Below are 23,754 nucleotides of genomic sequence, written 5' to 3'. Positions count from 1 at the left end.
TAGGAGGGTTGGTGAGAAGTGCGCTTTGCTGAGCGGGGAGCCTGTTCTCATGCGGCGGCCGCCGGAAAACATTCCGCTTTCATCCGGGGTTACTCCTGCTAAAGATTTCTTCCGTTTCAAAAAAAATAATGAAAGAGATTGTTCCAACTCCGCCGTCCATCGTGCGGAACGACCTCGCGACGGTTCAGGCGCTGTTTAACCAGAATGTCGCGCCGACCTACGGCCGCTTTGACATCGCGTTCAGCCACGGCTCAGGCAGTCACCTGTTCGACGTTGCTGGCCGCCGGTATTTGGATTTTGGCGGAGGCATCGCGGTCACGTCGTTGGGGCATGCGCATCCAGCAATCACGGAAGCGCTGGTCGAACAATCTCGAAAGCTCGTGCACGTTTCGAACCTTTATTTTCACGAGCCCCAGGGGCGGTTGGCTCAACAGCTCGTGAGCCTGATTGCGCCCGGGAAAGTTTTTTTCTGCAACAGCGGTGCGGAAGCCAATGAGGGCCTGTTTAAGCTTGCCCGCAAATTCGGCCACGATGAAGGACGGTTCGAAATCATCACCGCAATTAATTCATTTCACGGGCGGACGCTGGCTGGAATTTCAGCAACAGGCCAGGAAAAGGTGAAGAAGGGTTTCGAGCCCATGGTGGAAGGCTTCCGGCATGTGCCCTACAATGATCTCGACGCCATACGGCAGGCGATCTCGCCCGCGACCGCCGCGATATTGATCGAGTGCATCCAGGGCGAGGGGGGCTTGAATCCAGCCACGCCTGAATATCTGCTCGGACTTCGAAAGATTTGCGATGACCACAAGCTGTTGCTCCTGATGGATGGTGTCCAAGATGGGCATTTCCGCACCGGGCGATTCCAGGCGTTTCAACGGATTCTTGAGCAGGATGACATGGGCCAAAGCGGTTTTCTGCCTGATGGGCTGTCGATGGCAAAATCGCTTGGTGGCGGTTTCCCAATGGGCGCATTTTGGATTCGGCAACCCTACCAGGATCTTCTGGGACCGGGCACCCATGGAACCACCTTCGGTGGAACACCTCTTGGCTGCGCGGTTGCCTTGCGAATCCTTGAAGTGATCCGCAGCGAAAACCTAATCGACAACGTGCGCGTCACCGGTGAATTCCTGCGGAACGGGCTGAAGGAGCTCGCACGAAAATATCCCACAGTGATTCGGGAAGCCCGCGGTTTGGGTTTGATTCTTGGATTTGAACTGGCGGCCGGAATTCAAAGTCTCGCGGGTGATATGTCGAAGCCGCAGTCAATCCGGTTTGTGAACCTGTTGCACGCGGCGGGATTGCTGGCCATTCCTGCTGGATTGCACGTCATCCGCCTGTTGCCCGCATTGAATCTGAAGCCGGGTGAAGCGGAGGAGGGGTTGCGAATCATAGAAGCCACGGCCAGCAAATTGGCTGGTTAATTTCCCCTGTTCCTCGCACACTGCACCCTTTTCGGAAATGAAACATCTGCTGAGTATTGAATCGTTGTCGCGCGCGGAGATGGATTCCATTCTGGCAAACACTGCCGCGCTCAAACGTGAACGCGGAAATCATCAATCACAACCCCTGGCCGGGCAGAGCTGGGCAGTGATCTTCGCCAAGTCTTCCACGCGGACCCGCGTGTCGTTTGAAGTCGGAATCCGCGAGCTGGGCGGCGACGTGATGTTTCTCAGCGCGCATGACATCCAGCTCGGGCGCGGCGAACCGATCAAGGACACGGCGCGCGTGCTCGGGCGCATGGTTCATGGCGCGGTGATCCGAACCTTTGCCCAGCAGGACGTGGAGGAATTTGCCCATTACTCCGGGATCCCTACGATCAATGCGTTGACCGATGACGAGCATCCCTGCCAGATCCTTGCCGATGTGCACACGTTTCAGGAGAAACGCGGATCGATTGAGGGGAAACGAGTGGCGTTCATTGGGGACGGGGCGTGCAACGTTGCCAATTCCTGGATTTGGGCGGCATCGAAGTTCGGTTTCGAATTGCGAATCGCGGCGCCCCGAGCGTTCCAACCTTCGCCTGAATTATTGAAGCGGGCAGGGGGCACGATTTCCGTCACTGACGATGTTCACGCTGCGGCGGAAGGCGCCGACCTGCTTTACACTGATGTATGGATTTCGATGGGCAAGGAAGCTGAAGCCGCCGAGCGGATGGAAATTCTGAGCGGTTACCAGATCAATGCCTCACTGGTGAAGCGAGCGAAGCCTGCCGCATTGGTGATGCATTGCCTCCCTGCGTACAGGGGGAAAGAAATCGACGAGTCCACGTTCGAGGCAAACGCCGGCACGATTTTTGACGAAGCCGAGAATCGGCTGCACGTGCAGAAATCGATACTAAGCTGGGCGGTGCGCAGCTAGTCGAAGCTTGCGCGGATCGGCTAGTCTTTGCCCGTTCCAGGTTCGGTCTTTGCCTGGTCCTGCGATCGCTCCTGCAGCTTCCACTCCGAATCCTGTTTCAAGTAAACCGTCTGCGAAGGGAAGGCGAAGCTGATTCCTTCGGCATCGAAACGCTGTTTGATTGCGAGATTCATCTCCTGCATTCCCGCGAGATACGCGCGAAAGTCGGTTCCTTTCCACCAGTGAACGACCGAGATGTTCAATGCAGAATCGGCAAAGCGATTAAAGCTGAGCATCAGATCGTGCGTTGCGGCATTGCCGCGATAAACATCCTCGAGGATCTTCAAAGCCAGCCGCACCTTTTCAGGCGACGTGTCGTAGGTGATTCCAATGTTAAGCTCGGTCTTGATGTTGGGACGGCGTGTGACGTTTGTGATCGTGGAGTTGCCCATCGTTTTATTTGGCACCGTGATGAGGTGTCCATCGGGATGACGCAGCCTCGTGCTGCGCAATCCGATGCTCTCCACGCTCCCCTTTGTCCCGCCCAGGTCGATGAAGTCGCCGACGCGGAACGGCTTGTCCACGAATACTGAAACTGCGCCGAACAGGTTCGCGATGGTATCCTGCGCGGCCAGGCCGACAGCCAATCCGCCGATCGAGAGGGACGCGATCGCGGCGGTGACGTCGATCCCCACGTTGTCGAGCGTGACGAGCGCGGCAACGACGATGATGAACACCTTGAGGCTCTTGCGAATGATCGGGAAAAGTTGTTCGTCGAAGTGGCGATCCGTATCATGCCGCACCCGGCCACGCCAATAGCCCATCAGCAGATCGATAAATTTCAACACCATGTAGGTCAGGCTGAGCGCCACGACGATAGTGAATGCCTTGGCGAGAACGCGTTGAACCAGGGCTGGCCAATCGAAAACGTCCAAACCGACGCGCAGGAAGATGATGAATGCCACGACTTTGATTGGACCGTTGAGCAGTTCCAGGAGCAGGTCGTCGAATTGAGTGGTTGTCCTGGCGGCCCATCGCTTCAGCCACACTCGCGTAAGGAAATCGAGGAATTTGGAGACGTAGAACGCCAAGAAGATATAAACCAGCGAGAAGATGTATTTCCAAAGCTCGTTTCCCCAGAGGCGGTATCGCAGGAACGGATACTCAACGGAGAGCTTTTGAATCCACTGCGGGGAAGCCATCCCGCGGGTCACCCGGATCGTGACAATGTCGGAGCGGACGACGGGCGCGTTCTCGCGGTTCAATTGGGCCGAGAAGTCATATACGCCTTCGGGAACATTGGTCCAGACGATCGAAAAGGGCGCGTTCGAAGCCGATCCTATAAAGCGCTCATCAGCAAAAAACTCGACGCGCTCCAGTGCATTGGTTTCAGAGACGGAAGCTGTCAGTCGAATCGGCGAGCCAGGTGCAATGCGGGTTCCGCGCTGCGGCTCGATGATTTGAATTTCGGGTGTTGAGCCAAGTACAGCAGCGAACACGCGCTCAGACCCGAGCAGGAGAAGCAGCCCTGCAACCAAAAGCCGCGAAGGGATCAAGGACATAAATTGCATGTTTGAAGATGAAGCCGAAGCGCACAACCCAAGACAAGTACTTTGGAGAATGCGGGATGGGGTAATCGCCGTATCGCTACAGCGTCTTGTTCAACAAACCGGATTACGATCGGGAAGGTGGACGCAAACGGGGGACTCAGCGGGACAGGACAGCAGTGCGAGTTGGGCGAGCCGGCGCGCGGTGTCCGTTCTCGCGCGATGTGCGGGCTTCAATCATTCGGCGAAGGTCTCTAAGATCGTCCGCCAATTTCTTTAGCGCCGCGCTGCTCTCGGCAGCCATGCTGGTCAGATTTATCGTGTCCTTCATTCGAGTCGAAGTGGTCGCAGAATGAAGATCCCTGAGGCGGAAGGAAATGGGGTGAACACCCGAGGGACTGCAGGAGCGCGAGGCAAGCCGGTCTCCCAGTATGCGCGCAGATTTCCAAATCTGCTGTATTGCGGGTTTCCAAATCTGCGCCGCGAATTCTTGCATTTTCGCCCTGCACGGCAGGCTTGACGTTTCGGCGCAAAACGTCATCTTACACGGCCCGGTTCTGCCCTGACTGAAAATTGCGGGATTTTTCCCCTGCGTTTCCCGTTTGCGCCTGTTGGACGCGAACGGACAATTTTAATGGCTCCGGTTATTTACGATATGCAGCACATTCGGAACATCGCGATCATCGCGCACGTCGATCACGGCAAAACCACGCTCGTTGATTGCCTTCTCAAACAGTCCGGCACCTTCCGCGCCAACCAGGTCGAGACTTCGACTGAACGTCTCATGGACTCCATGGACCTGGAAAAAGAAAAGGGCATCACCATCCGCGCGAAGAATGCTGCGTTCAAATACAAGAATTTCCATATCAATATCGTCGATACACCGGGTCACGCTGATTTTGGCGGCGAAGTCGAGCGCATCATGAACATGATTGACGGCGTGCTGCTGGTGGTCGATTCCGCTGAAGGCCCGCAGGCGCAGACGCGCTTCGTGCTGCGCAAGGCGCTCGAAGCCGGCGCAAAGCCGATCGTGGTGATCAACAAGATCGATCGCGAGAACGCGAACCCCAAGAAGGTGCTGGATCAGGTGTTCGAGCTGTTCATGTCGCTGAACGCCACCGATGAGCAGCTGGATTTCCCGTTCATCTATTGCTCGGCCAAGGGAGGCTATGCAAAGACCGAGCTGGAACATGTCACGGGTACGATGGAACCGCTGTTTGATGCGATCGTGAAATTCATTCCGCCGCCCCGCGCGCATGCGGGTGACGGGTTCCAGGTTCTTGTGGCGAATCTCGATTACAGCGATTACCTCGGGCGTATCGCCTTCGGGAAAATTCATGAAGGCAAGGTCAAGCTCGGTGACCCTGCGATTTGCCGCCATGGTGACGGACGAGTCACGAAGAGCAAAATCACGGCGATCTTCCATTTTGAAGGCATGAAGCGGGTAGAGATTCAGGAGGCGCACGCAGGTGATATCGTCGGATTGACTGGGTTCGAGGACGTTTTCATCGGTGAAACGATCTGCGATTCCGAACTTCGCCCCGCGCTGCCGTATATCCCGATCGATCCCCCCACGATTCAGATGGAGTTCGCGGTCAATGACGGACCGCTTGCCGGCCAGGATGGCAAGCTCGTCACAGCACGGCACATTTGGGATCGTCTCGTGAAGGAGATCCGAACGAACGTCGCCTTGCGCATCGCGCAGACCAGCGATCCGAAAATTTTCGCAGTGAGCGGACGCGGAGAAATGCAGATCGCCATTCTTGTGGAGCAGATGCGGCGTGAAGGATACGAGGTTCTCGTTTCGCGTCCCGAAGTCCTTTGGAAGAAGGGCGACAACGGCGAATCGCTTGAGCCGATTGAAAAACTGTTTGTTGAGGTGCCGAATGATTGCCTTGGCGCAGTGATGGAGAACCTGTCGTTCCGAAAGGCCCAGATCACGAACATGAACCACGTCGCCAGCATCGTATCCATCGAGGCGCTTGTTCCGATGCGGGGATTGATCGGATTCGAAACCGACCTCGTGAACATGACCCGCGGCATGGGCGTCATGAGCCATCTGTTTCATGAATACGGCGCAGATCGCGGTGAAATTGCAGCGCGGAAAAACGGTTCTCTTGTCAGCATGGATAACGGCGAGGCGACTTCTTACGCGTTGAACATGATTCAGGAACGCGGACGACTGATGGTCGAGCCTGGTGAGAATGTCTATGTGGGAATGATCGTGGGCGAGAACGCGCGCGAGAACGACATTCCAGTGAATCCCGTAAAGGAGAAGAAGCTCACGAACATGCGCTCGCAGGGGGATGGAAAAGGGATCCAGCTGAACGCGCCGCTGAAGCTCAGCCTGGAGCGCGCGTTGGAGTATATCGACGTCGATGAATACGTGGAGGCGACACCGAAGAACCTGCGATTGAGAAAGAAAATCCTGGACGAAAATCAACGCAAGCGCGCGGAGAAAAGCCGGTCCATCCGGTTCGTCGAGGTTTAATCCCGCGGGGCTCCACGACCTTTGCCCTATTGCCCTACTTGCGAGTCCGCAGGCGGGGTGGCAACCTGCGCTCGCAATCGCCACCATCGATTGCTTGATCCCATCATGAATATGAGGTGCATTCTTAAACTTCTGGGTGTTGTCGTTCTCTTCGCCGCGTTCTCCGTTGCAGCGGGGGAAATCAAAGGACTGGGCGTTGCCGTGCGCGGCGGAACGTCCTTGAACGATCGAACGGAAACATTCCGCCAGGTAATGGGAGCCGTGGAATACGATCTTCCCTGGCGGTGGGATCTCGGCCGGGGTTTCCAGCTGCAGTCCCGTGGCGATCTTGGTGCGGGCTGGCTCAAGGGTGAACGCCAGGATGGTTTCGTCGGAACGCTGGGGCCTTCAGCCCTCCTGACGCGCGACGACTTTCCGCTCTCTTTCGAAACTGGAAGCAGCCCGACCTACATCAGCCGCCATCATTTTGGAAACCGCGACTTTGGGGGGCCTTTTCAATTCACCACCCATGCCGGGCTGAACTGGGATGTAACGGGGCACGTTCGATTCGGATACCGCTATCAGCACATGTCGAACGCTGGAATTTACAGGCGCAATCCCGGGGTCAACATTCACATGCTTTCCTTGTCATATCGGTTCTGAGGCCTCAGGGCAACGCCTCGGTGCATGGCGAAGGAACTGCGTTGAAGCGCAGCCAGTAATCGACAAGTGCCCGGACCATTGCGGCGAGCTCATTTGCGTCCGAAGGTTTGACGAGAAACGAGTTTGCGCCCAGCGCGTAGGCCTGTTGCATGTCGCTGTCTTCCTTCGAAGAAGTCAGCACAATGACAGGCACGCAGTGGAAAGCATCCTGTTCGCGCATCCATTTCAAAACGTCGAATCCCGGAACACGCGGCAATCGGAGGTCGAGCAGAACAATATCAGGCCGCGGGAAATCGGCCCGCCGTCCGAACACTCCATTCCCCGCAAGGTAGTCGAGCGCCTTTTCGCCGTCTTCGGCAACCTGCAATTCCGCCTGGATGCCGGCAAGGCGGAAGGCCCGCTTCATAAAAAACACGTCGTCCGGGCTGTCTTCAACGAGGAGTATTGTGCTGTTCATGGTGTGGTGTAGGCAGTCGTATCCAAAATCGGCTTCCGCGTCCCAGCTCGGATTCCACCCCCACTTCGCCTCCCATGCGTTCAATCGTTTTTTTCACGATGGACAGTCCAATGCCGGTGCCTTCGAATTCCGCGTCACTGTTTACCCGTTCGAAGATGTTGAAAATCCGCTGGTGGTTCTCGGGCGCAATCCCGATGCCATTGTCTTCAAACCAAACCTGCACCGATCCATTCGCGGTTCCGGTTTTCACATGAACGGTGGGCCGGCGGTCAGGCGGCACGAATTTGACGGCGTTGGCGATGAGGTTCGAAATGCATTGGGTGAGGGACGCTTCATGCCCAAGCACGACGGGGAGCGGCTGGATCACCTCGACGTTCGCGCGTGGCGGCTGGAACGACGGATACTGTTGCAGGATGTCACGAACCAGCTTGTCGAGATTGATGGGGACCAGCGGCATCGAAGCGCGGGCGACACGGCTATACGTAAGCACGTCTTGAATCAACCTGTCGAGCCGCTGCGCACCGCGCGCGATCCGGTCGAGGTAATGACACGCGTCGCTTGAGAGTCCTGGGCGGCATTCCTCCAGGAGAATCTGCGAGTACTGCTGCATGGCCCGCAGCGGCCCGCGCATGTCGTGTGAGATGCTGTACGAAAAAGCCTCCAATTGAGCGATCGTCTCGCGCAGCTTGGCAGTGCGTTCCTCAACAGTCTTCTCAAGCTCCTCCGCGTGGCGTGAAATTTTCTCCTTCGCTTGCAACAATTCACGCTGGCTGTATTCGAGCGATTTAGCCCGTTCGCTGAGCTCGCCCATGATCAATTCGCGCTGGTGGATGAGGTCGCGGACCTGGTATTGCCGCCTGCGGGCGCGCAGGCCGGTCTTGATGGCGCTGACCAGGGTGACAACGCGCAAGGGGCGTTCCAGGACAGTGATCGTGCTGCTGGATCCAAGGGCGCGCAGGGAGTTCAAACCGGGAGCCGTAGCTTCGCCGCCGCTGGCCAGCAAAATGACTGGAATGTCAGACCATGGGGGCTGCTCGTCGAGCAGCAGGGCGAGATGGTTCAGGCTGTGCGTCGTGAGGCTTTCCTGCGTGAGAAGCAGCGTTCCCACGCCGCTGCGGGCCAGCTGGCATAGCTCTGGAAGATCACTGCAGACACGGGAATCCATCCCTTCCTTTGCAAGAACCTCCGCCGCATTGGCCGCATCGTTGCCGGTCGGCGCAACTATAAGCACCCGCTCTTCAAATGATGGCACCTTTCCGGACATGGGAGTTTGTCAAAATCTGGCCGGCATCGCCTGTGAACGTGGGCACGCCTGTCAACACGCCGTGAAAGTCACGCAACGGCTCACCCACGCGAATGCCAGCCGGCTCAATCCGGAACTCGCGAATGGTGTCCTCGGGGCATCCCGTGCGCTTCTTGATCACGGAGATCGCTTTTCGGACGGAGCCCTTTGCTTCGAAGAATCTCAGCAGGATCACGGTGTCTGCCAGGTAAGTCACATCCACCGGCCCTTGCATCGGCCCCATCATCCCCATCTGTGCAACCGTCACAATCGTGGTCACACCCTGGTGACTCAGAAACGCCAGGAGTTCATGAAGGTGAATGTTGAGAAATTTTTCACTGGGCGCGGCGTTCATGTAGCCGTTGAGACTGTCGATGACCACAACCCGGATGCCCTCCTTGAGCACCTGCTGCTTGATCCGATGCACAAACTGGCCAGGGGTGAGGGAGGCGGGATCGACCTGTGCGACCTTGATCATGCCTGACTCGACGTGATTCGAAAGATTCAATCCGAGCCGGTCCCCGCGGCTTGCCAGCGTCCCGACGTTTTCATCGAAGGTGAACACTGATGACTTCTCGCGACGCGCGGCACAGGCTGCTGCGAACTGAAGTGCCAGGGTCGATTTCCCAGTGCCGGCAGGGCCGACGATGAGAGTGCTTGTCCCGCGGTCCAAGCCGCCAGCGAGCAGATCATCGAGTTGCCCGATGCCGGTCGGCATCGCGTCGCGCTCGAACTCGCCCGAGAATTCAGCTGCAACAAGACGGGGAAAGACATCGATCCCGCCCGGGCGAATGACGAAGTCGTGGTAACCGCCGCGGAAATTAACTCCGCGCATCTTGGTGATCTTCAGGCGCCGCCGCTCCATCCCATAATCCAGCGACAGCATCTCCATGCCGATAACCCCGTGCGCCACGCTTTGCACCTGCAGGTCGCGTTGCTCCGTCATGTCATCGAGCATCAAAACCGTAGCCTTGCGTCCGGCGAAGAATTGTTTCAGGGCGAGCATCTGCCGCCGGTATCGCAGCGGCGTCTCGGACATCAGCCTCAATTCCGCGAGGGAATCAAGGACGAGCCGGGCAGGTTTTACGCGGTCGATTTCCCGCGTCAGGAAATCCGTGGTTCGGTTCAGCTCGATTTCCGACGGATGAAACAAAGTGTCAGGCGCGAGGGTTTGAAGGTGTTTCTCGATGGTTGAGAGTTCGAGCACCTCGAGATGATCGAGGGACCACCCGTGTGATTCCGCCACCTCCTGGAGTTCTTCCTTGGTTTCCGAAAGTGTGATGTAGAAGACCTTCTCGCCTCTGCGAATTCCTTCGAGAAGAAAAAGAAGCGCCAGTGTCGTTTTGCCGACACCAGGATCGCCTTGGATCAGGAAAAGCCGGTTCCTGGGAATACCGCCGCCTGTGATTTCATCCAAGCCAGAGACACCCAGCGGGCACCGGCTTTCCGATTCGGGTTGCATCTATTGTTATTTCGCAATCGGGAGGCAGGCCATGGTCGTTGTGGCCTTAGACCCCTTTTTCGCGGCACGAAAAATTGCAAACCACGCGTGAATTCACAACTGGGGTCCCAACCCTATTATAGTTTGTCGTGTGTCGAAGCGTTGTCTTCCTTGTCGAACAGGAAGTGTTTCCAGAAGGTTTGCAGCTCCTCTTTGTTTTTCGCATACAGCTGCGTCACTTTCCCGATCAGCTGGCTGGGATCGCCGCCGAGTCCCGGGCGGCGAAGCGCGGACAGCACGAACGACTCAGCCACCTTGAGAAAGGCATTGGTCTTCCAGTTGATGAGCAAGCTGCCAAGCGCGAACGCTTCCTGAAGCACGGCGCGTTGTCCGACAAATGTGTCCGGCCCGACGAAGCAGCTGTTCACCTGGGCCTTGGGTTCAATGAAAGTGCGATCTTCAACTACAGCCATTGGGCCGATCACAGCGCCCGCGCCGACGTAAACATTCTGGCCGATCCAGCATGGCGCATGCAGTTTTGCCTCGGGAGAGATTTTGGAATGCAATCCCACCCAGATGCCCGGCTGCAGTTCGCGCAGTCCGAGACGATCCGGGGTGAGCGCCTTCGGCATCCATTCCAGCACACCGGCGAAGAGATCGGCGTAGCTCGTGAACAGCGGCTGGACTGAGCCCGGGAAGTGGTCCAGGACCACAATCTCGTGCGTGCCCGATGTGATCTCACGAGCAAATTTGATCTGAGCCTGGGCGAGGGTGAGTTCGCGGGTTTCGGGGATGACTTCCGCCTTGAGACCCCAGCGGGCACCGTTGCCCACGAGCGCTGCAATATGCTGCGGGCGATCGTTCGCGAGAATATGCACTTCCTCCGCGCCATTGATGGCAAGGTGCGTGAGCCAGTATTCAACCAATCCCTGGCCGAGCAGGGGTAGGGCCGCGAGAGGTGCGAGGGTCGAAAGATGTTCGACGCCCGGCCGGGTTGACGGACAAATGAGAATGGCGTTCATCAATAAGCGCCCTTTCCTGAGATCACCGCTGGAACGGTGCGTAACAGGATCTTTACGTCCATCCAGAAGCTGAGGTTTTCGATGTAATCAATGTCCAATTGAACCTGGCCGGAGAAATCAATCTCGGAGCGGCCGCTGATCTGCCAGAGGCAGGTGATGCCGGGCTTGATGGCCAGCCGGCGGCGATGGACCAGAGAGTACTTGGAAACTTCGCTCGGAATAGGAGGGCGAGGGCCGACGAGAGACATGTCGCCCACAAGGACATTGTAGAACTGGGGGAGTTCATCGAGGGAAAATTTGCGGAGCCAGCGGCCGACGCGGGTGATGCGAGGATCGTTTTTAATCTTGAACGTCACGCCATCCTTGTGCTGATTCTGGTCGAGCAGTTCCTTCATCTTCGCTTCGGCGTTCATGCACATTGAACGAATCTTGAACATCTTGAATTCGCGTCCGTGCTGTCCGACGCGGCGCTGCGCAAAGAAGACGGGGCCGCCGTCCTCCAGCTTCACAAGAATCGCGATCAACAGGAACACGGGGCTGAGCAGGACTAGGAACAGGGCGCTGCACACCACGTCAGTTGTGCGTTTGAGTGTGGCTGTGCTGCCTGTGATCCAGATTGCACGAATGCGTTGCACCTGAAAGAGGAACGTCAGCATGGCTCGATACAACAGCGCGTCGGCCGTTCCGGGAGCCTGCGCACTTAACAGGGGGGTGATGTGTGAATTCATAGCTTTACAGGGTTTCGGAGACCGGCACGTTGCGCAGCAATCTCCGCCGCGCGGAACTTTCGTCCGCGGACTGCGTAATTTTTTCGCAACACTTCTGTGACATACTGATGCCGATTTCCACGCATGAGCTTACGGATGCTCGTGTTCCCTCCACAGTGGGTGAAAGCAGCAAGGCCCCGGTATTGATACCCTAAGCAACAAACCCCATTAATATTGGGCTTGAAACCATGCCGGGAAACTGCGCGTCCTGAGTCTCGTAACCCTGGACCTCCTCGCGGCGCTTCTGGCGCGCGGGTTTCAGCTGTTATCGCCTATGCCGAGAGTGACCGAATTGCACGTCAACGGAAGCCCCGTCAAGCTCGACGCGGATGGGGAAAGAACCCTCCTCAGCGTTTTACGGGACGACCTGGACCTGACCGGCACCAAGTACGGTTGCGGTGAAGCGCAGTGCGGCGCATGCACGGTCCTGCTGGATGGAATCGCCACCCGTTCGTGCATTGTGAATCTCGGGAGTGTTGGCAAAAGGAAGATCACCACCATCGAAGGCCTGGGGAAAAAAGGGGCCCTGCATCCGTTGCAGGCAGCATTTCTGAAATGTGACGCGTTGCAGTGCGGCTATTGCACGTCAGGGATGATCATGAGTGCCTTCGCATTGCTCCAGCGAAAGCCCGACCCATCCGACGCTGAAATCGTTCGCGCCATGAACGGCAACATCTGCCGTTGTGCCGTGTACAGACGCATCCTTTGCGCGATTCGTGAAGGAGCCCAAGCGATGAAGGAGGCAAAATGAGTGCGCTTCGGAAGCCGCGAAAGGCAATGCACAAGGGCACAACCTCACGCGTGGGATTCAAGGGGCAAGCCGTTCACGTGGATATCGAGCCGGAACGTTACGAACTCGCTGCGGCGCCCGTTTACAGATTCGATGTGGATCGCCGCCAGTTCTTCAAAGTGCTTGGCGCTGGCGTTGTGGTGCTTTTGTTCGTTGAGGCCGCGATTGCGCAGGAGTCGGGCGGAGGTAGCGCGCGAAGTGGACGAGGGGGTTCGCGGCCGACGGAGCTTGGGGCGTGGCTGCACATAGGCGAAGACGAAACCATTTCGGTATTTACCGGCAAAACGGAGGTGGGGCAAAACATCCGCACTTCGCTCGCGCAAGCGGTCGCCGAAGAATTGTCCGCGGCGCTCGACCGCATCGAACTGGTCATGGCCGATACTGACCGAACTCCTTACGATTTGGGAACCTTCGGAAGCCGTACCACGCCTGACATGGCGCTGCACCTGCGTCGAACTGCCGCCGCTGCGCGGGAGGCGCTGTTGGATTTGGCGGCTGAACGGTTTCACGTCGATCGCGCGCAGTTGACGGCAATCGATGGCAAGGTGATTTCGCGGGATCGAAAACAGGAAATGACGTTCGGTCAATTGACCCGTGGACAGCAGCTTGTCCGCACTGTGACGGACGATGTGCCGCTCAAACCTGCCGCGGATTGGAAGGTGGCGGGAACCTCCGCACCCAAAGTGAGGGGTGCGGATTTCGTCACGGGCCGGCATCGTTACACGTCCGACATGAAACGCGAAGGCATGCTGCATGGCCGTGTGCTCCGGCCTTCAGCGTGGGAGGCAACATTGGGCGCCCTGGACGTGACAGCAGCGGAGGCGATGACTGGCGTCACAGTGGTTCGCGATGGCAACTTCATAGGCGTCGCCGCAGCGGATCCATTGCTAGCGGCGCGGGCACTGGATGCGATTCATGTGGAATGGATTCCGAACCCGCAGATTTCGAACGACGACCTGTTCGAGCATCTTCGAAAACACGCTCGAGGAGCACCTGACGCAAATGAAGGCGAGCGGCAAACCAGGGACATTCTGCTCAAGCAGAGCTACACGATTGCCTACATCGCGCACGCGCCACTGGAACCGCGCGCGGCCGTGGCCGAATGGCAGGAAAAGAAATTGACGGTATGGACGGGAACGCAAAGGCCGTTTGGAGTTCGTAGTGAACTCGCCCAGGCGTTTGGCATCTCCGAAGCGGATGTACGAGTGATCGTTCCCGACACCGGTTCCGGTTATGGCGGAAAACATACGGGCGAGGCAGCAATCGAAGCAGCGCGTCTGGCGCGGGCGGCGAAAAAGCCGGTGAAACTGGTTTGGACGCGGGAGGAGGAATTTGCTTGGGCCTATTTTCGACCCGCGGGCATTGTCGATATTGAGAGCGCTGTCCGCCGCGACGGCACCATTACGCGCTGGCACCTGCACAACTACAACTCGGGAACGGCTGGAATCCGATGCCCTTACGAGGTGTCGGATGTGAGAACGGAATTCCATCGGAGCGCCTCCCCGTTGCGGCAGGGTTCGTATCGCGCGCTCGCTTCGGTGGCAAACTTCTTCGCGCGCGAAGTTCATATCGATGAACTGGCAGCCAAGTTGAAGATGGATCCGCTCGCGTTCCGGTTGCGCAATCTGGAAGAGCCGAGACTGCGCGCGGTGCTGGAGGCTGCGGCAAATGCATTTGGCTGGAAGCGCGAGAAACTGGGGCCCAATCGCGGGTTCGGCATTGCGTGCGGAATGGAAAAGGGCGGGTTCCTGGCGACATGCGCGGAAGTCCTCGCCGATCGCGACAGCGGTTCCGTGCAGGTCACACGCATCGTTGCGGCCTTTGAATGCGGCGCCGTGGTGAATCCCGAACATTTGAAGAATCAGATTGCAGGATGCGTGGCCCAGGGATTGGGTGGCGCGCTGTTCGAGGCAATCGAGTTTCAAAACGGGAAAGTGATGAATGGGCGGTTCTCTGACTACCGCGTGCCGCGCTTCAGCGACGTCCCGAAAATGGACGTGGTGCTCGTCGATCGCAAGGATCTCCCGTCGGCAGGCGCAGGTGAAACACCCATCGCAGGGATCGCCCCCGCGATCAGCAACGCAATCTTTGCCGCGTCAGGAATTCGACTTCGCTCATTGCCGCTCGTGCCTGACGGATTGAAGGTTCAGGAGGCTTGAAAGCCGGTTTTTCGTTCGGCTGAACGGATGGCGCATTCACAACGTTCCGCGATTTCCACGCCAGGTCACAGGTCTATTCGTAGCGCAATGCCTGGATGGGATCGAGTTTCGCCGCTTTGAAGGCCGGGATGAGCCCCGCAACGACCCCCACACAGACACTGAACGCGAACGCGATCATGCATGAGGTCACGGTAATTTGCGGGGTGTTGTCCGTTGGTGAAATGGAGGTCAGCAGGTTCACGAGGCCGAGCGACGCTGCGAGTCCAGCGATGCCGCCAATGATCGCGATCACGACGCTCTCGACAAGAATCTGAATGAAGACATCGAGCGATGTTGCTCCAATCGCCTTGCGAATGCCGATTTCGCGGATGCGTTCCGTGATGCTGGCAAGCATGATATTCATGATGCCAATGCCGCCGACGATCAGGCTGATGGCCGCAATGATGCCGCCGCTCATTCGGGCGTTCTTGATGGCGGCCGCGATGTTCTCGGACCAGGTTTCCTGCGTTTCGAAAGCGAAATCCTCAATGCCGTTGTGAGTTCGATACAGCGCCTTGTGCGCCTGTTCTATTGCGGGTTCCAGAGCATCGGCACTGGAGACCTTGATTGACATGCCTGTCAGCCGGGGGTCGGGCGCGGAGTTCGTCCCCGAGGCGGCCCGAAAACGCAGATACATGGTGTTGAGCGGGATATACACCGTGTCATTCTTCATGCGAAACACCCAGCTCCCGCCGCCGCGTCCGCGATTGCGTCCGCGATCCCGGCTCGGTCCGGCCGCGGAGTTGGTCCCGGCGGATGCCCGCGCGAGCGCTTCCTGGAGGCGGGCCTTGCGGTCCTGCTCGCTCTCGTAATGCTGAAACATTCCAATGATCGTGAAGACCTGGTTTTGAATCGTCACCTGCTCGCCAACGGGAATGTATTCGTAACCGATTTCATCAGGTGAACCGAACAACTCGTCGCGGACCTGGGTGCCGATTACGCAGACGGGGCGGGCGGTCTCCTCATCGATTTCATTGAACATGCGTCCGTGCGCGATGCGATGCTCGTTCATCTCCATAGCGCTGGGCCATGTGCCCAGAAAATTCCATGGCGATGACGTCCTGCCCCCGCGGGTGAGGACAAGGTTGCGCACGCGCATCTCAGGTTGGATCAATTTCGTGAGACTCGCATTTTTCTGCAGGGCGTAGACATCGTTCATTGTGAGGCCGACCGCCTGGTCGGCGCGATGCTGTTGCTCCGGGGGAATGTCGCTCTCCTGGATGCGAACGCGTTCGACGCCGCCGATTGCAACCAAGGCCTCGCGCATTCCGTTCTCCATGCCCTTCACCAGGGCCGACATGCCAATGAGGCTGGAAACACCGAGGATGATCCCGAGCATTGTCAGGAGGGAGCGGAATTTATGCGCCCAGATTTCCTTGAAACCCACCAGGATCGCATTGAGCAGGTTCATGCCACCGTCGCTTTCTGCCCAATGAATTCAGGCGTGAGGGTTTGCGCCACCTTGCCATCGCGAATCTCAATTTTCCGCGGCGTGCGTGCGGCAATCTCAGGATCATGCGTCACCAGGGCGATCGTCCGTCCTTCGCTGCTCAATTTGTGGAAGAGTTCGAGAATCGCGTCGCCCGTGTTGGAATCGAGGTTCCCAGTGGGCTCGTCTGCAAAAACAATCCGGGGATTGTTCACAAGCGCCCGTGCAATCGCGACGCGTTGCTGTTGACCGCCGGAAATCTGCATCGGCCGATGCTTGGAACGTTTATCGAGGCCAACCAGCTTCAGCGCATCCATGGCGCGGTCATGACGCTCGCGCGCCGAAATCCCGCTGTAAATCATTGGCAACTCCACGTTCTGGAGAACGTTGAGCTTCGGCAGCAGATTGAAAAACTGGAACACGAACCCTATCTTCTGGTTCCGCAGCCGGGCCAGCCTTGAAGCGGAAGCTCCCTGGATCTCAATTCCGTCCAGCTTCAATGTGCCATGGGTGGGAGAATCGAGGCAGCCCAGGATATGCATCAGCGTCGATTTGCCGCTGCCGGAGGGTCCAATGATCGAAATGAATTCGCCTGCTTCGATATCGAGCGTGACATTGTCCAGCGCACGGATTTCCTCACCGCCAAGGTGATAGATCTTGCTGATGTTCCGAAGCTCGATGAGCGCCATGGCTGCAACGCTTAGCGCAGTTGCGCGGCAGAATTTGTGGGGGCCGCTGTGCGGTTGAGCAAGGCTACGGATCGATCTTGCGTCGGCACCTGCGTGCTCTGCGAACCCGGCCCGGTGACGACGGCCGGCGTGAGCTTTTCCGCTGCAGGCTTGATCAGCGACACAACATCACCGCTCGATAGCCCGTGCAAGATCTGGGCGTGCTGATAATCCGACACCCCAATCGTGATGGGCCGCGGCTGAAACATGTCGGCGCCCACTTTCACGTAGGCGAAACGCTCTTCCTGTTCTGTAAATACGGCCGCGAGCGGAATGGCGAGAACGTTATCCGCTGAAAGGATCGGAATATTGATGTTGGCGGTCATCCCGGGACGAACGCGATCATCAAGCTTGCGGAGGCGCACCTGCGTGGTGAAACCCTTCATGTTGTTTCGGATTGTCGCCTGCGGTGCAATGCGTTCGACCTCTCCCTTAAGCTTCAAGCCGGGCACGGCCTCCACCGAAATCTCGACTTCCTGGCCGGGCCGGATCCGGATGACATCCGCCTGATTGAGGTGCGCGGTGATGATCATCTCGCGCAGGTCGGCGATGGACATGATATCGGTGCCGCTGTTGAATCCGCCCGAACCCGACACGGCCTGGCCGATGGCTACGGGGCGGGTGAGGACGGTGCAATCGAATGGGGCGACAATCCGTGTTTTGGCGAGTTTGTCCTCCACTATTTTCAAACCTTTTTCAGCGCGCTCGAGCGAGTTCTTGGCGAGTTCGTAGGACGTTTCCGTATCCTGGAAAGCTTCCTGCGAAATCAGCTTGCTCTCATACAGCCGCTTGCTGCGTTCAAAGAGCCGCTGCGCCTGCAGCACCTGGAGGCGTGCGCCCTCGATTTCCGTGACGCGCGAGGATCGTTCGGTTTGGAGATCCCGATCGTCCAACGCACAGAGCAAGGCGCCCTCCTTTACCTGGTCGCCAATGTTCACGGGCAATTCAGCGATCCGCCCATTCACTTCCGGCCGCACTGATACCATTTCATCCGGACCGATATCCCCGGCTGCGCCGACGCTCAGAACGATGCTGCGGCTCTCAATGACCGCGGTGGTCAGCGGCGAAGCTTCGGTCCGGGAGACCGACGCCGCTGGCCGTTTCGACCAAAATACGTACCCGCCGGTCCCGGCGGCCAGCGCAACCATTAAAAAAATCCACTTCTTCATTGAATCAAGCCGTCCATACTAATAGCACAAGGTTCCGGCTGCAAACGTGAATCCTGATGGAACCTGGGAGCCAATTGCTCGTTTAGAGCCAGGAACGAAGCAGGGGGTTACAGGCGTATTCGGAACGCCTCGCCCCTTTTGATGCAAATGAAATCTACTTTGCGCCCTGGTCAATCCACGCTCGGATCAGGGAAATCTCCTCGGCAGCGAGCGGTTTGATGCCCTGTTTGTTGCCGGGGGGCGGCATCCAAAGATCTTTGTCGACCTGATGGCCAACCGTAAGAACCAGCTGGCTCTTGGCACTGTCGCCAGGAACGACAACCTTGCCTTCAGAACTTCCCTTCAAGGTGCCTTCGAGGGTATCGAGCCGCAGTTTGGCCTTGGGACGTTCGCCGCTGTGGCACTTCACGCACGATTTCTCAAAGACTGGCAGGATGTCCTTGGCAAAACTCACGCCCTGACGAGACGCCGGCGGCGGCAGGGAGGGCGCCTCTGCGGCCACTGCGAAATAGCAGAACGTTGAGGCCACCAACAGAACAGGTGTTGTCAGATTCATAATGGTTCGAAATTCTTGAGTAAGACGGCTGGAAGGGCAAATGGTTTCCAGCCATGCGGCCGTCGCAATTGGTGCTTGCGTGGATTGCTCTGATGTTTGTTCATTGAAGCACCGCAGCGAAACTGGAAAACCCGGCACGGCTGCGTTGACTCAGGAGCCATTATGGATTTCGCAGGTTATACCGATGAGCAAAAAGCCGTGCTCCTCGATCTCTTGTTGTTTGGGATGTACCTGGACGGCAATCTATCAGCCGTCGAAGACCGCCGCATCGGGCAACTACTCGATACCATGAACTTCAGTTCACCCGACGCCCGCAATCGTTTCGTCGACGCCGCCTACACGCGAACGCGCCAGCGCAGCAGCGCCCCCGAAGCTGTTAGAGCTTATGTCGCAGAGGTGGCCGGGAAGATCACCGACGCCGACCTGAGGCGCCGCACGTTCAACCTGCTCGTCAGCATGATTTCCAGCGACAACAACGTCGCCGCGCCTGAACGCGCAGTGTTGGGAATTGTCCGCGAAGAATTCAAACTGCGATCGTCGCTGCCGTAAGCCGGCCGCAGCCCGCTGGAATCCTAAAGAAAAACTCGTGATCGGGGTTTGATGGAACCGGATTTCGCGTCCGTTCAACAGTGAAATCAGCAACGATCGAACGGTGGCTGGCATCCCGGCGGCGGCGGGGAATGGTTGGTGAAGCGGGGTATGCTGCGCTGACGTTGCTGGGAGGTTCGATTTTCATGGGGCTGACCTTTTGGATCGTCTTCATGGGAGCCAAGCTGGTTCTGCTTTCCGCCTTTCCGCTTGCCGGCTGGATCTCGTTCGCGAGTGCGTTCATTGGCGTTGTAATCATCGGCTTGCTTTGGCTCGACGCCATGTACGCCGCGCGCGATGACATGTCGTTTCTGCCGCTCTGGCTGGTCCGCGAATATGTCCACATCGGCCCTCGCCTTGTGCTGGAGGGATTGCCGCATTTGCGGCGGGCGCGGAACTGGAAGCAATTTGATCTCGCCGCGAATGCGAATCTTCTCCTGTTTTTGGCGGCACGCGAGCGGCCTGTGAGGCGAATGGAATTGGAGAACCTTTTTCCCGAAGTTCAGTGGGATCGGCTTCGATCCGAACTGCGGCTGGTTCCGGGTGTGATTTTCTTTCAACCCGATGAAACCCGTGTTTCGCTTACCCTGCCGTTGCGCCTGCAGTTGAGGGAATTTCGGCGGCGCCAGCGCATTCGCGTTGCTGGCCCGGAGACCCAGCCGGAACCCGAGCCGGCGCCTTCAGTCTTGCCGCAACAACTTGCGCCCGCGGAGATTCTGGGCGTCCGCGCTGGCGCAACGGAATTGGAGATCAAGGCGGCCTATCGCGTGCGGATCAAGGAGTGTCATCCCGACCGCTTCGCCCATATGGATGAACGTTCTCGCTTGTTGGCGGAAGAATGGACCAAGTCCCTGAACGCCGCATATCACACGCTCCTGGAGGAATCGCGGCTGCGGTCCTGATGCCGAGATCCGTGTTGCCAAAACCGTGTGTTCCCCGGAAGTTACGCGCATGAACCCGCAGGGTAAACCGGCTGGACGAGGCTGCCTCTTTTACGCGGGCGTCGCCGTCGCAATCTCGGTGCTGGTATTGGTGGCGGCATCATACCTGGGATATCGTTACGCAAAAGGTTTGGTCATTCAGTTTACGGACACGCAGCCCACGGTCCGGGCCGCGCCCGCAATGGCCGCATCAGAACTGAACGCATTGCACGATCGGATTACCACCTTCATCCATTCCGTTCAGGAGGGCACAGCGCTGGCGCCCTTGCGGATTTCCGAGGCGGAGGCAAACGCGCTGTTTGCCTCCGGCACAAACTGGCGAACCGTTCGCGGCACCGTGGTTTTCGATTTCGACGGCAGCAATGTGCTCGCGCAGTTCAGCATTCCCGCGGAAGACCTGGGCTTGAAGCCGCTCGTGGGCCGCTATGTCAACGCTTCAGGCGTGTTCACCGTCGGTGTCAGCAATGGGCTTTTGAACATCAACGCACAATCGCTTTCATCCAAAGGGGAGCCGTTGCCTGAAACGTTCATGAATCGCATCAGCCCGCAGAACTTCGCGTTCAAGCTGAACCAGGATCCGGAGGCCAAGCCCGTGATTGAACGGATGGAGGCGGTGCGGGTGGAAGACGGGGAGTTGGTGATCATCCCGCGCCCCTGAATCTTACAGCTTGGCAGCGAAGATGCGTTGGTGTTCCTGGATTGCATAACGATCAGTCATTCCCGCCAGGTAATCACACACGGCGCGATGCCGACCAAGGCGCCGCAGCCTTTTGCGACTCTGATCGCCGATCGATTCAGGATGCTTGATGTAGTACGCGAAGAGATCCTTCAACAGCTGTTTGGCTCGCAAGTGAGGCTCGTTGACGACTGCGTTGTAATACAGGTTCTTGTAAAGATACTTCCGCAACTCCACGTTCAGCGCGCGGCGCGGCGGGCTGTATCGCACCAGGAGTTGCGCGCACAAGCGCACCTCATCAGCGGATCGGACACCGGCTTTTGAAATCAGGCGTTCGCTCGTCTCCACAACATCCCGCACCTGCATGTCGATCAGCGTGCGGATCGTGAAATAGCGGCGGCATTCGTCTGGCAGCTTTCCATGCGCATCCCGCACGTGTTTCGCTGCATCAGCCCAGAGACGGACGCTGGCGGCAAGATCGCGTTCTGACAACAAACCCGAATCCAGACCGTCGTCGAGGTCATGGCTGTAATATGTGATTTCGTCTGCGAGATTCGCCACCTGTGCTTCGAGGGAGGAATTCTTCGCCTGGAATCCCTTGCGCCTGCCTGGATGGTCGAATGCCGTGTAATGTTTTACCAATCCCTCGCGTACTTCCCAGGTCAGGTTCAGGCCTGGGAACGTGGGATACTTCTGCTCCAGTTCCTCTACGATGCGAAGGCTGTGCCGGTTGTGCTCAAAGCCGCCATGCCCTTTCATCAACGCGTTCAGAACGGCCTCGCCCTTGTGGCCGAAGGGCGAATGGCCCAGGTCGTGCGCGAGGGCGATCGTCTCAGCGAGGTCTTCGTTCAGGCGGAGCGCGCGGGCAATGTTGCGCGTGATTCCCGCGACCTCCATTGTGTGCGTCAGCCGCGTGCGCAGGTGATCCCCCGTGCCGTTCAGGAACACCTGCGTCTTGTATTCAAGCCGTCGAAACGCGCGCGAATGAATGACCCGGTCGCGGTCGCGTTGGTAGTGGGTGCGCCATTCGGGAGGCTCCTCGCGATGCTTGCGGCCGCCCGTTTCATCGCTGAACTGCGCATAGGCCGCGAGCGAAGTGCGTTCCAGCTGCTCCAGTTCAGTTCGCGTTCGCGGCATCGGGTGTGGCGCTCGCCAGCAGGATGCGAGGCGGCTAATTCACCAGCAGATGCTGGATGGATATCCCCCGCAGCTCGAAGAGCCGGCGGATGCTGTCCTCGATCAAACTGTTTGGGCACGAAGCGCCCGCCGTGATGCCGACGGTCACTCGGTGGTCGGGAAGCCAGTTCGGTGTTTCCACTTCGCTGTGCAGGTGCTGGTTGTAATGCACGATCAGCTTTTCGGAAACCATCTTGGCGGCGTTCTTGATGAAGTAAGTCGGCAGGACTTTCTCACCCATCTCGGCCAGGTGAGAAGTGTTTGAGGAATTGTATCCACCGACGACGATCAGAAGATCCAGCGGCTCTTTCAACATCTTCTGCAATGCGTCCTGTCGATCCTGCGTTGCGCCGCAAATGGTGTCAAAAAACCGGAAGTGTGTGGGCAGGCTTGCAGATCCGTATTTCTTTTCCATCACGGCGCGGATGCGTCGTTGCACCTCTTCCGTTTCGCCCCGCAGCATGGTCGTTTGATTGGCCACACCGACGGCCGTGAGATGCACTTCGGGATCGAATCCCACGGAATACGCCCCTTTAAACTTCTCGAGGAATTCCTGCTTGTTTCCGCCATTGAGAATGTAATTGCAGACGTAATCCGTCTCTGCGAGGTCGAACACCACCAGGTAATGGCCATTGCCGTAGGCGCGGGCCTGGGAGGTGGTTGCCTTCGTTTCCTCGTGCTTGGCTTTTCCGTGAATGATGCTCGTGACGGAGTCCTTGGAATACTGGTGCACCCGCTTCCACACGCCCATGACGTCTCCGCACGTGGTATCGACCAGGACGCATCCTTTTTCCTCGAGTTTGCGCCGGGTGCTCACTTCGGTTCCGAAGGCAGGAATGATGACGACGTCACCCTTCATCAAACGCGAGAGCTCCTCCTCTGTGGGTTTGGGAGAGATGATGATGATTCCCATCTTCCGGATTTGGTCGTTCACCTCGGGGTTGTGAATGATTTCGCCGAGGAGGTAGATCGGGGTGCCGGGAGCGTTCTCAGTGAAATATTTTTTCGCGGCGTAGGCGAGGTCAATGGCCCGCTCAACCCCGTAACAAAACCCGAATTCCTTCGCCAGCTTGATGGTGAGTTCGCCCGCGGAAACCACCCCGCCATTCGCGCGGATGCGTTCCACGAGTTCGCTGCGATAATGCGAAAGGACCTGCGCCTGCACCGCTTCCATGATATCTGGACGGCGCAAATTGACCTTTTTCGGCGCCTGAGGCGCTTCGGTTGACATGGCGGAAAGTTAACACGACGCGCTGAACCGTCGAGACCAAAGCCGCAACGAAGGCACGCCCATTTCGGGAAGTCGACGCCGACCTGCGACGATCGGCTGCCGGCGGGGTCCTCCGAATCGCTTGTCGGAAAGACATTTCGAGAAAGTCATTGCTTATTCGGATGGGGCCGGGGATATTCAGCGCTCCTGATCGGAGCGTAGCTCAGCCTGGCTAGAGCACTTGCTTTGGGAGCAAGACGTCGCAGGTTCAAATCCTGTCGCTCCGACCACTTCTTAAACAATGGAG

General features: G+C 57.9%; 21 protein-coding genes and 1 tRNA gene. 10 read left to right on the top strand and 12 right to left on the bottom strand.

Features of this window, described 5'->3' with window-relative positions; all coding sequences use genetic code 11:
• The first annotated feature begins 128 nt into the window (after positions 1 to 128).
• Positions 129 to 1,421, top strand: coding sequence for an acetylornithine transaminase (locus VEH04_06395; protein HYG22395.1), 1,293 nt, complete (start codon positions 129 to 131; stop codon positions 1,419 to 1,421).
• A gap of 37 nt (positions 1,422 to 1,458) precedes the next feature.
• Positions 1,459 to 2,358: an ornithine carbamoyltransferase gene (argF, locus tag VEH04_06390; protein ID HYG22394.1), complete on the top strand. Its 900-nt coding sequence runs from the start codon at positions 1,459 to 1,461 to the stop codon at positions 2,356 to 2,358.
• Between the two features lie 20 nt (positions 2,359 to 2,378).
• On the opposite strand, the gene VEH04_06385 is transcribed toward argF, so the two are convergent.
• A complete protein-coding gene (locus tag VEH04_06385; protein ID HYG22393.1) occupies positions 2,379 to 3,899 on the bottom strand; it encodes a mechanosensitive ion channel domain-containing protein in 1,521 nt (506 codons plus the stop codon).
• A gap of 619 nt (positions 3,900 to 4,518) precedes the next feature.
• On the opposite strand from VEH04_06385, the gene typA reads away from it, so the two are divergent.
• Together typA and VEH04_06375 are read left to right on the top strand one after the other, a co-directional pair.
• Positions 4,519 to 6,375: a translational GTPase TypA gene (typA, locus tag VEH04_06380; protein HYG22392.1), complete on the top strand. Its 1,857-nt coding sequence runs from the start codon at positions 4,519 to 4,521 to the stop codon at positions 6,373 to 6,375.
• A gap of 111 nt (positions 6,376 to 6,486) precedes the next feature.
• Positions 6,487 to 7,017 (top strand): acyloxyacyl hydrolase, encoded by a 531-nt coding sequence (locus tag VEH04_06375; protein ID HYG22391.1) that lies wholly within the window; start codon positions 6,487 to 6,489, stop codon positions 7,015 to 7,017.
• A gap of 4 nt (positions 7,018 to 7,021) precedes the next feature.
• Here the strand turns inward: VEH04_06375 and VEH04_06370 are convergent, their stop codons facing one another.
• The 5 genes from VEH04_06370 to VEH04_06350 form a co-directional block, all read right to left on the bottom strand.
• Positions 7,022 to 7,474 carry a response regulator gene (locus tag VEH04_06370; protein ID HYG22390.1) on the bottom strand — a complete coding sequence of 151 codons (453 nt, stop codon included), beginning with the start codon at positions 7,472 to 7,474 and terminating at the stop codon, positions 7,022 to 7,024.
• A complete protein-coding gene (locus VEH04_06365) occupies positions 7,449 to 8,738 on the bottom strand; it encodes an ATP-binding protein (protein HYG22389.1) in 1,290 nt (429 codons plus the stop codon). Before VEH04_06365 ends, VEH04_06370 begins: the two co-directional genes overlap by 26 nt.
• The gene (locus tag VEH04_06360) at positions 8,713 to 10,218 is read right to left on the bottom strand and encodes an ATPase domain-containing protein (protein ID HYG22388.1); all 1,506 of its coding nucleotides are present in this window, start codon (positions 10,216 to 10,218) and stop codon (positions 8,713 to 8,715) included. The genes VEH04_06365 and VEH04_06360 overlap by 26 nt, the downstream gene beginning before the upstream one ends.
• A gap of 116 nt (positions 10,219 to 10,334) precedes the next feature.
• A complete protein-coding gene (locus tag VEH04_06355; protein ID HYG22387.1) occupies positions 10,335 to 11,219 on the bottom strand; it encodes a hypothetical protein in 885 nt (294 codons plus the stop codon).
• The gene (locus tag VEH04_06350) at positions 11,219 to 11,947 is read right to left on the bottom strand and encodes a sugar transferase (GenBank protein ID HYG22386.1); all 729 of its coding nucleotides are present in this window, start codon (positions 11,945 to 11,947) and stop codon (positions 11,219 to 11,221) included. Before VEH04_06350 ends, VEH04_06355 begins: the two co-directional genes overlap by 1 nt.
• Before the next feature lie 313 nt (positions 11,948 to 12,260).
• Between VEH04_06350 and VEH04_06345 the strand changes: the two genes are divergently transcribed.
• Entirely contained in the window at positions 12,261 to 12,737 is a 477-nt protein-coding gene (locus tag VEH04_06345) for a (2Fe-2S)-binding protein (protein HYG22385.1), read from the top strand.
• The gene (locus VEH04_06340; protein ID HYG22384.1) at positions 12,734 to 14,935 is read left to right on the top strand and encodes a molybdopterin cofactor-binding domain-containing protein; all 2,202 of its coding nucleotides are present in this window, start codon (positions 12,734 to 12,736) and stop codon (positions 14,933 to 14,935) included. Before VEH04_06345 ends, VEH04_06340 begins: the two co-directional genes overlap by 4 nt.
• 73 nt (positions 14,936 to 15,008) lie before the next feature.
• On the opposite strand, the gene VEH04_06335 is transcribed toward VEH04_06340, so the two are convergent.
• From VEH04_06335 to VEH04_06320, 4 genes are all read right to left on the bottom strand, one after another.
• On the bottom strand, positions 15,009 to 16,385 hold the full coding sequence (locus VEH04_06335; protein HYG22383.1) for an ABC transporter permease: 1,377 nt from the start codon (positions 16,383 to 16,385) through the stop codon (positions 15,009 to 15,011).
• Positions 16,382 to 17,092: an ABC transporter ATP-binding protein gene (locus VEH04_06330; protein HYG22382.1), complete on the bottom strand. Its 711-nt coding sequence runs from the start codon at positions 17,090 to 17,092 to the stop codon at positions 16,382 to 16,384. Before VEH04_06330 ends, VEH04_06335 begins: the two co-directional genes overlap by 4 nt.
• A gap of 11 nt (positions 17,093 to 17,103) precedes the next feature.
• Positions 17,104 to 18,300 (bottom strand): efflux RND transporter periplasmic adaptor subunit, encoded by a 1,197-nt coding sequence (locus VEH04_06325; protein HYG22381.1) that lies wholly within the window; start codon positions 18,298 to 18,300, stop codon positions 17,104 to 17,106.
• A gap of 154 nt (positions 18,301 to 18,454) precedes the next feature.
• Positions 18,455 to 18,856, bottom strand: coding sequence for a c-type cytochrome domain-containing protein (locus VEH04_06320; GenBank protein HYG22380.1), 402 nt, complete (start codon positions 18,854 to 18,856; stop codon positions 18,455 to 18,457).
• Positions 18,857 to 19,018: 162 nt separating this feature from the next.
• On the opposite strand from VEH04_06320, the gene VEH04_06315 reads away from it, so the two are divergent.
• From VEH04_06315 to VEH04_06305, 3 genes are all read left to right on the top strand, one after another.
• Positions 19,019 to 19,405: a hypothetical protein gene (locus VEH04_06315; GenBank protein ID HYG22379.1), complete on the top strand. Its 387-nt coding sequence runs from the start codon at positions 19,019 to 19,021 to the stop codon at positions 19,403 to 19,405.
• Positions 19,406 to 19,485: 80 nt separating this feature from the next.
• Positions 19,486 to 20,346, top strand: coding sequence for a J domain-containing protein (locus VEH04_06310; protein ID HYG22378.1), 861 nt, complete (start codon positions 19,486 to 19,488; stop codon positions 20,344 to 20,346).
• Positions 20,347 to 20,395: 49 nt separating this feature from the next.
• Entirely contained in the window at positions 20,396 to 21,043 is a 648-nt protein-coding gene (locus VEH04_06305) for a hypothetical protein (protein HYG22377.1), read from the top strand.
• A 3-nt stretch (positions 21,044 to 21,046) separates the two neighbouring features.
• Here the strand turns inward: VEH04_06305 and VEH04_06300 are convergent, their stop codons facing one another.
• Together VEH04_06300 and VEH04_06295 are read right to left on the bottom strand one after the other, a co-directional pair.
• Positions 21,047 to 22,198, bottom strand: coding sequence for a deoxyguanosinetriphosphate triphosphohydrolase (locus VEH04_06300; protein HYG22376.1), 1,152 nt, complete (start codon positions 22,196 to 22,198; stop codon positions 21,047 to 21,049).
• 34 nt (positions 22,199 to 22,232) lie between these two features.
• Complete coding sequence (locus VEH04_06295; protein HYG22375.1) at positions 22,233 to 23,468, bottom strand: 4-hydroxy-3-methylbut-2-enyl diphosphate reductase; 1,236 nt, start codon at positions 23,466 to 23,468, stop codon at positions 22,233 to 22,235.
• A 191-nt stretch (positions 23,469 to 23,659) separates the two neighbouring features.
• On the opposite strand from VEH04_06295, the gene VEH04_06290 reads away from it, so the two are divergent.
• Positions 23,660 to 23,737: transfer RNA gene (locus tag VEH04_06290), tRNA-Pro, on the top strand.
• Positions 23,738 to 23,754 lie beyond the last annotated feature (17 nt).

The sequence above is a fragment of the Verrucomicrobiia bacterium genome (assembly GCA_035629175.1).
GTDB lineage: Bacteria > Verrucomicrobiota > Verrucomicrobiia > Limisphaerales > DASXHY01 > DASXHY01.
The sequence above is the reverse complement of the archived record's forward strand: the minus strand, read 5'-3'. Positions and strand labels throughout refer to the sequence as shown.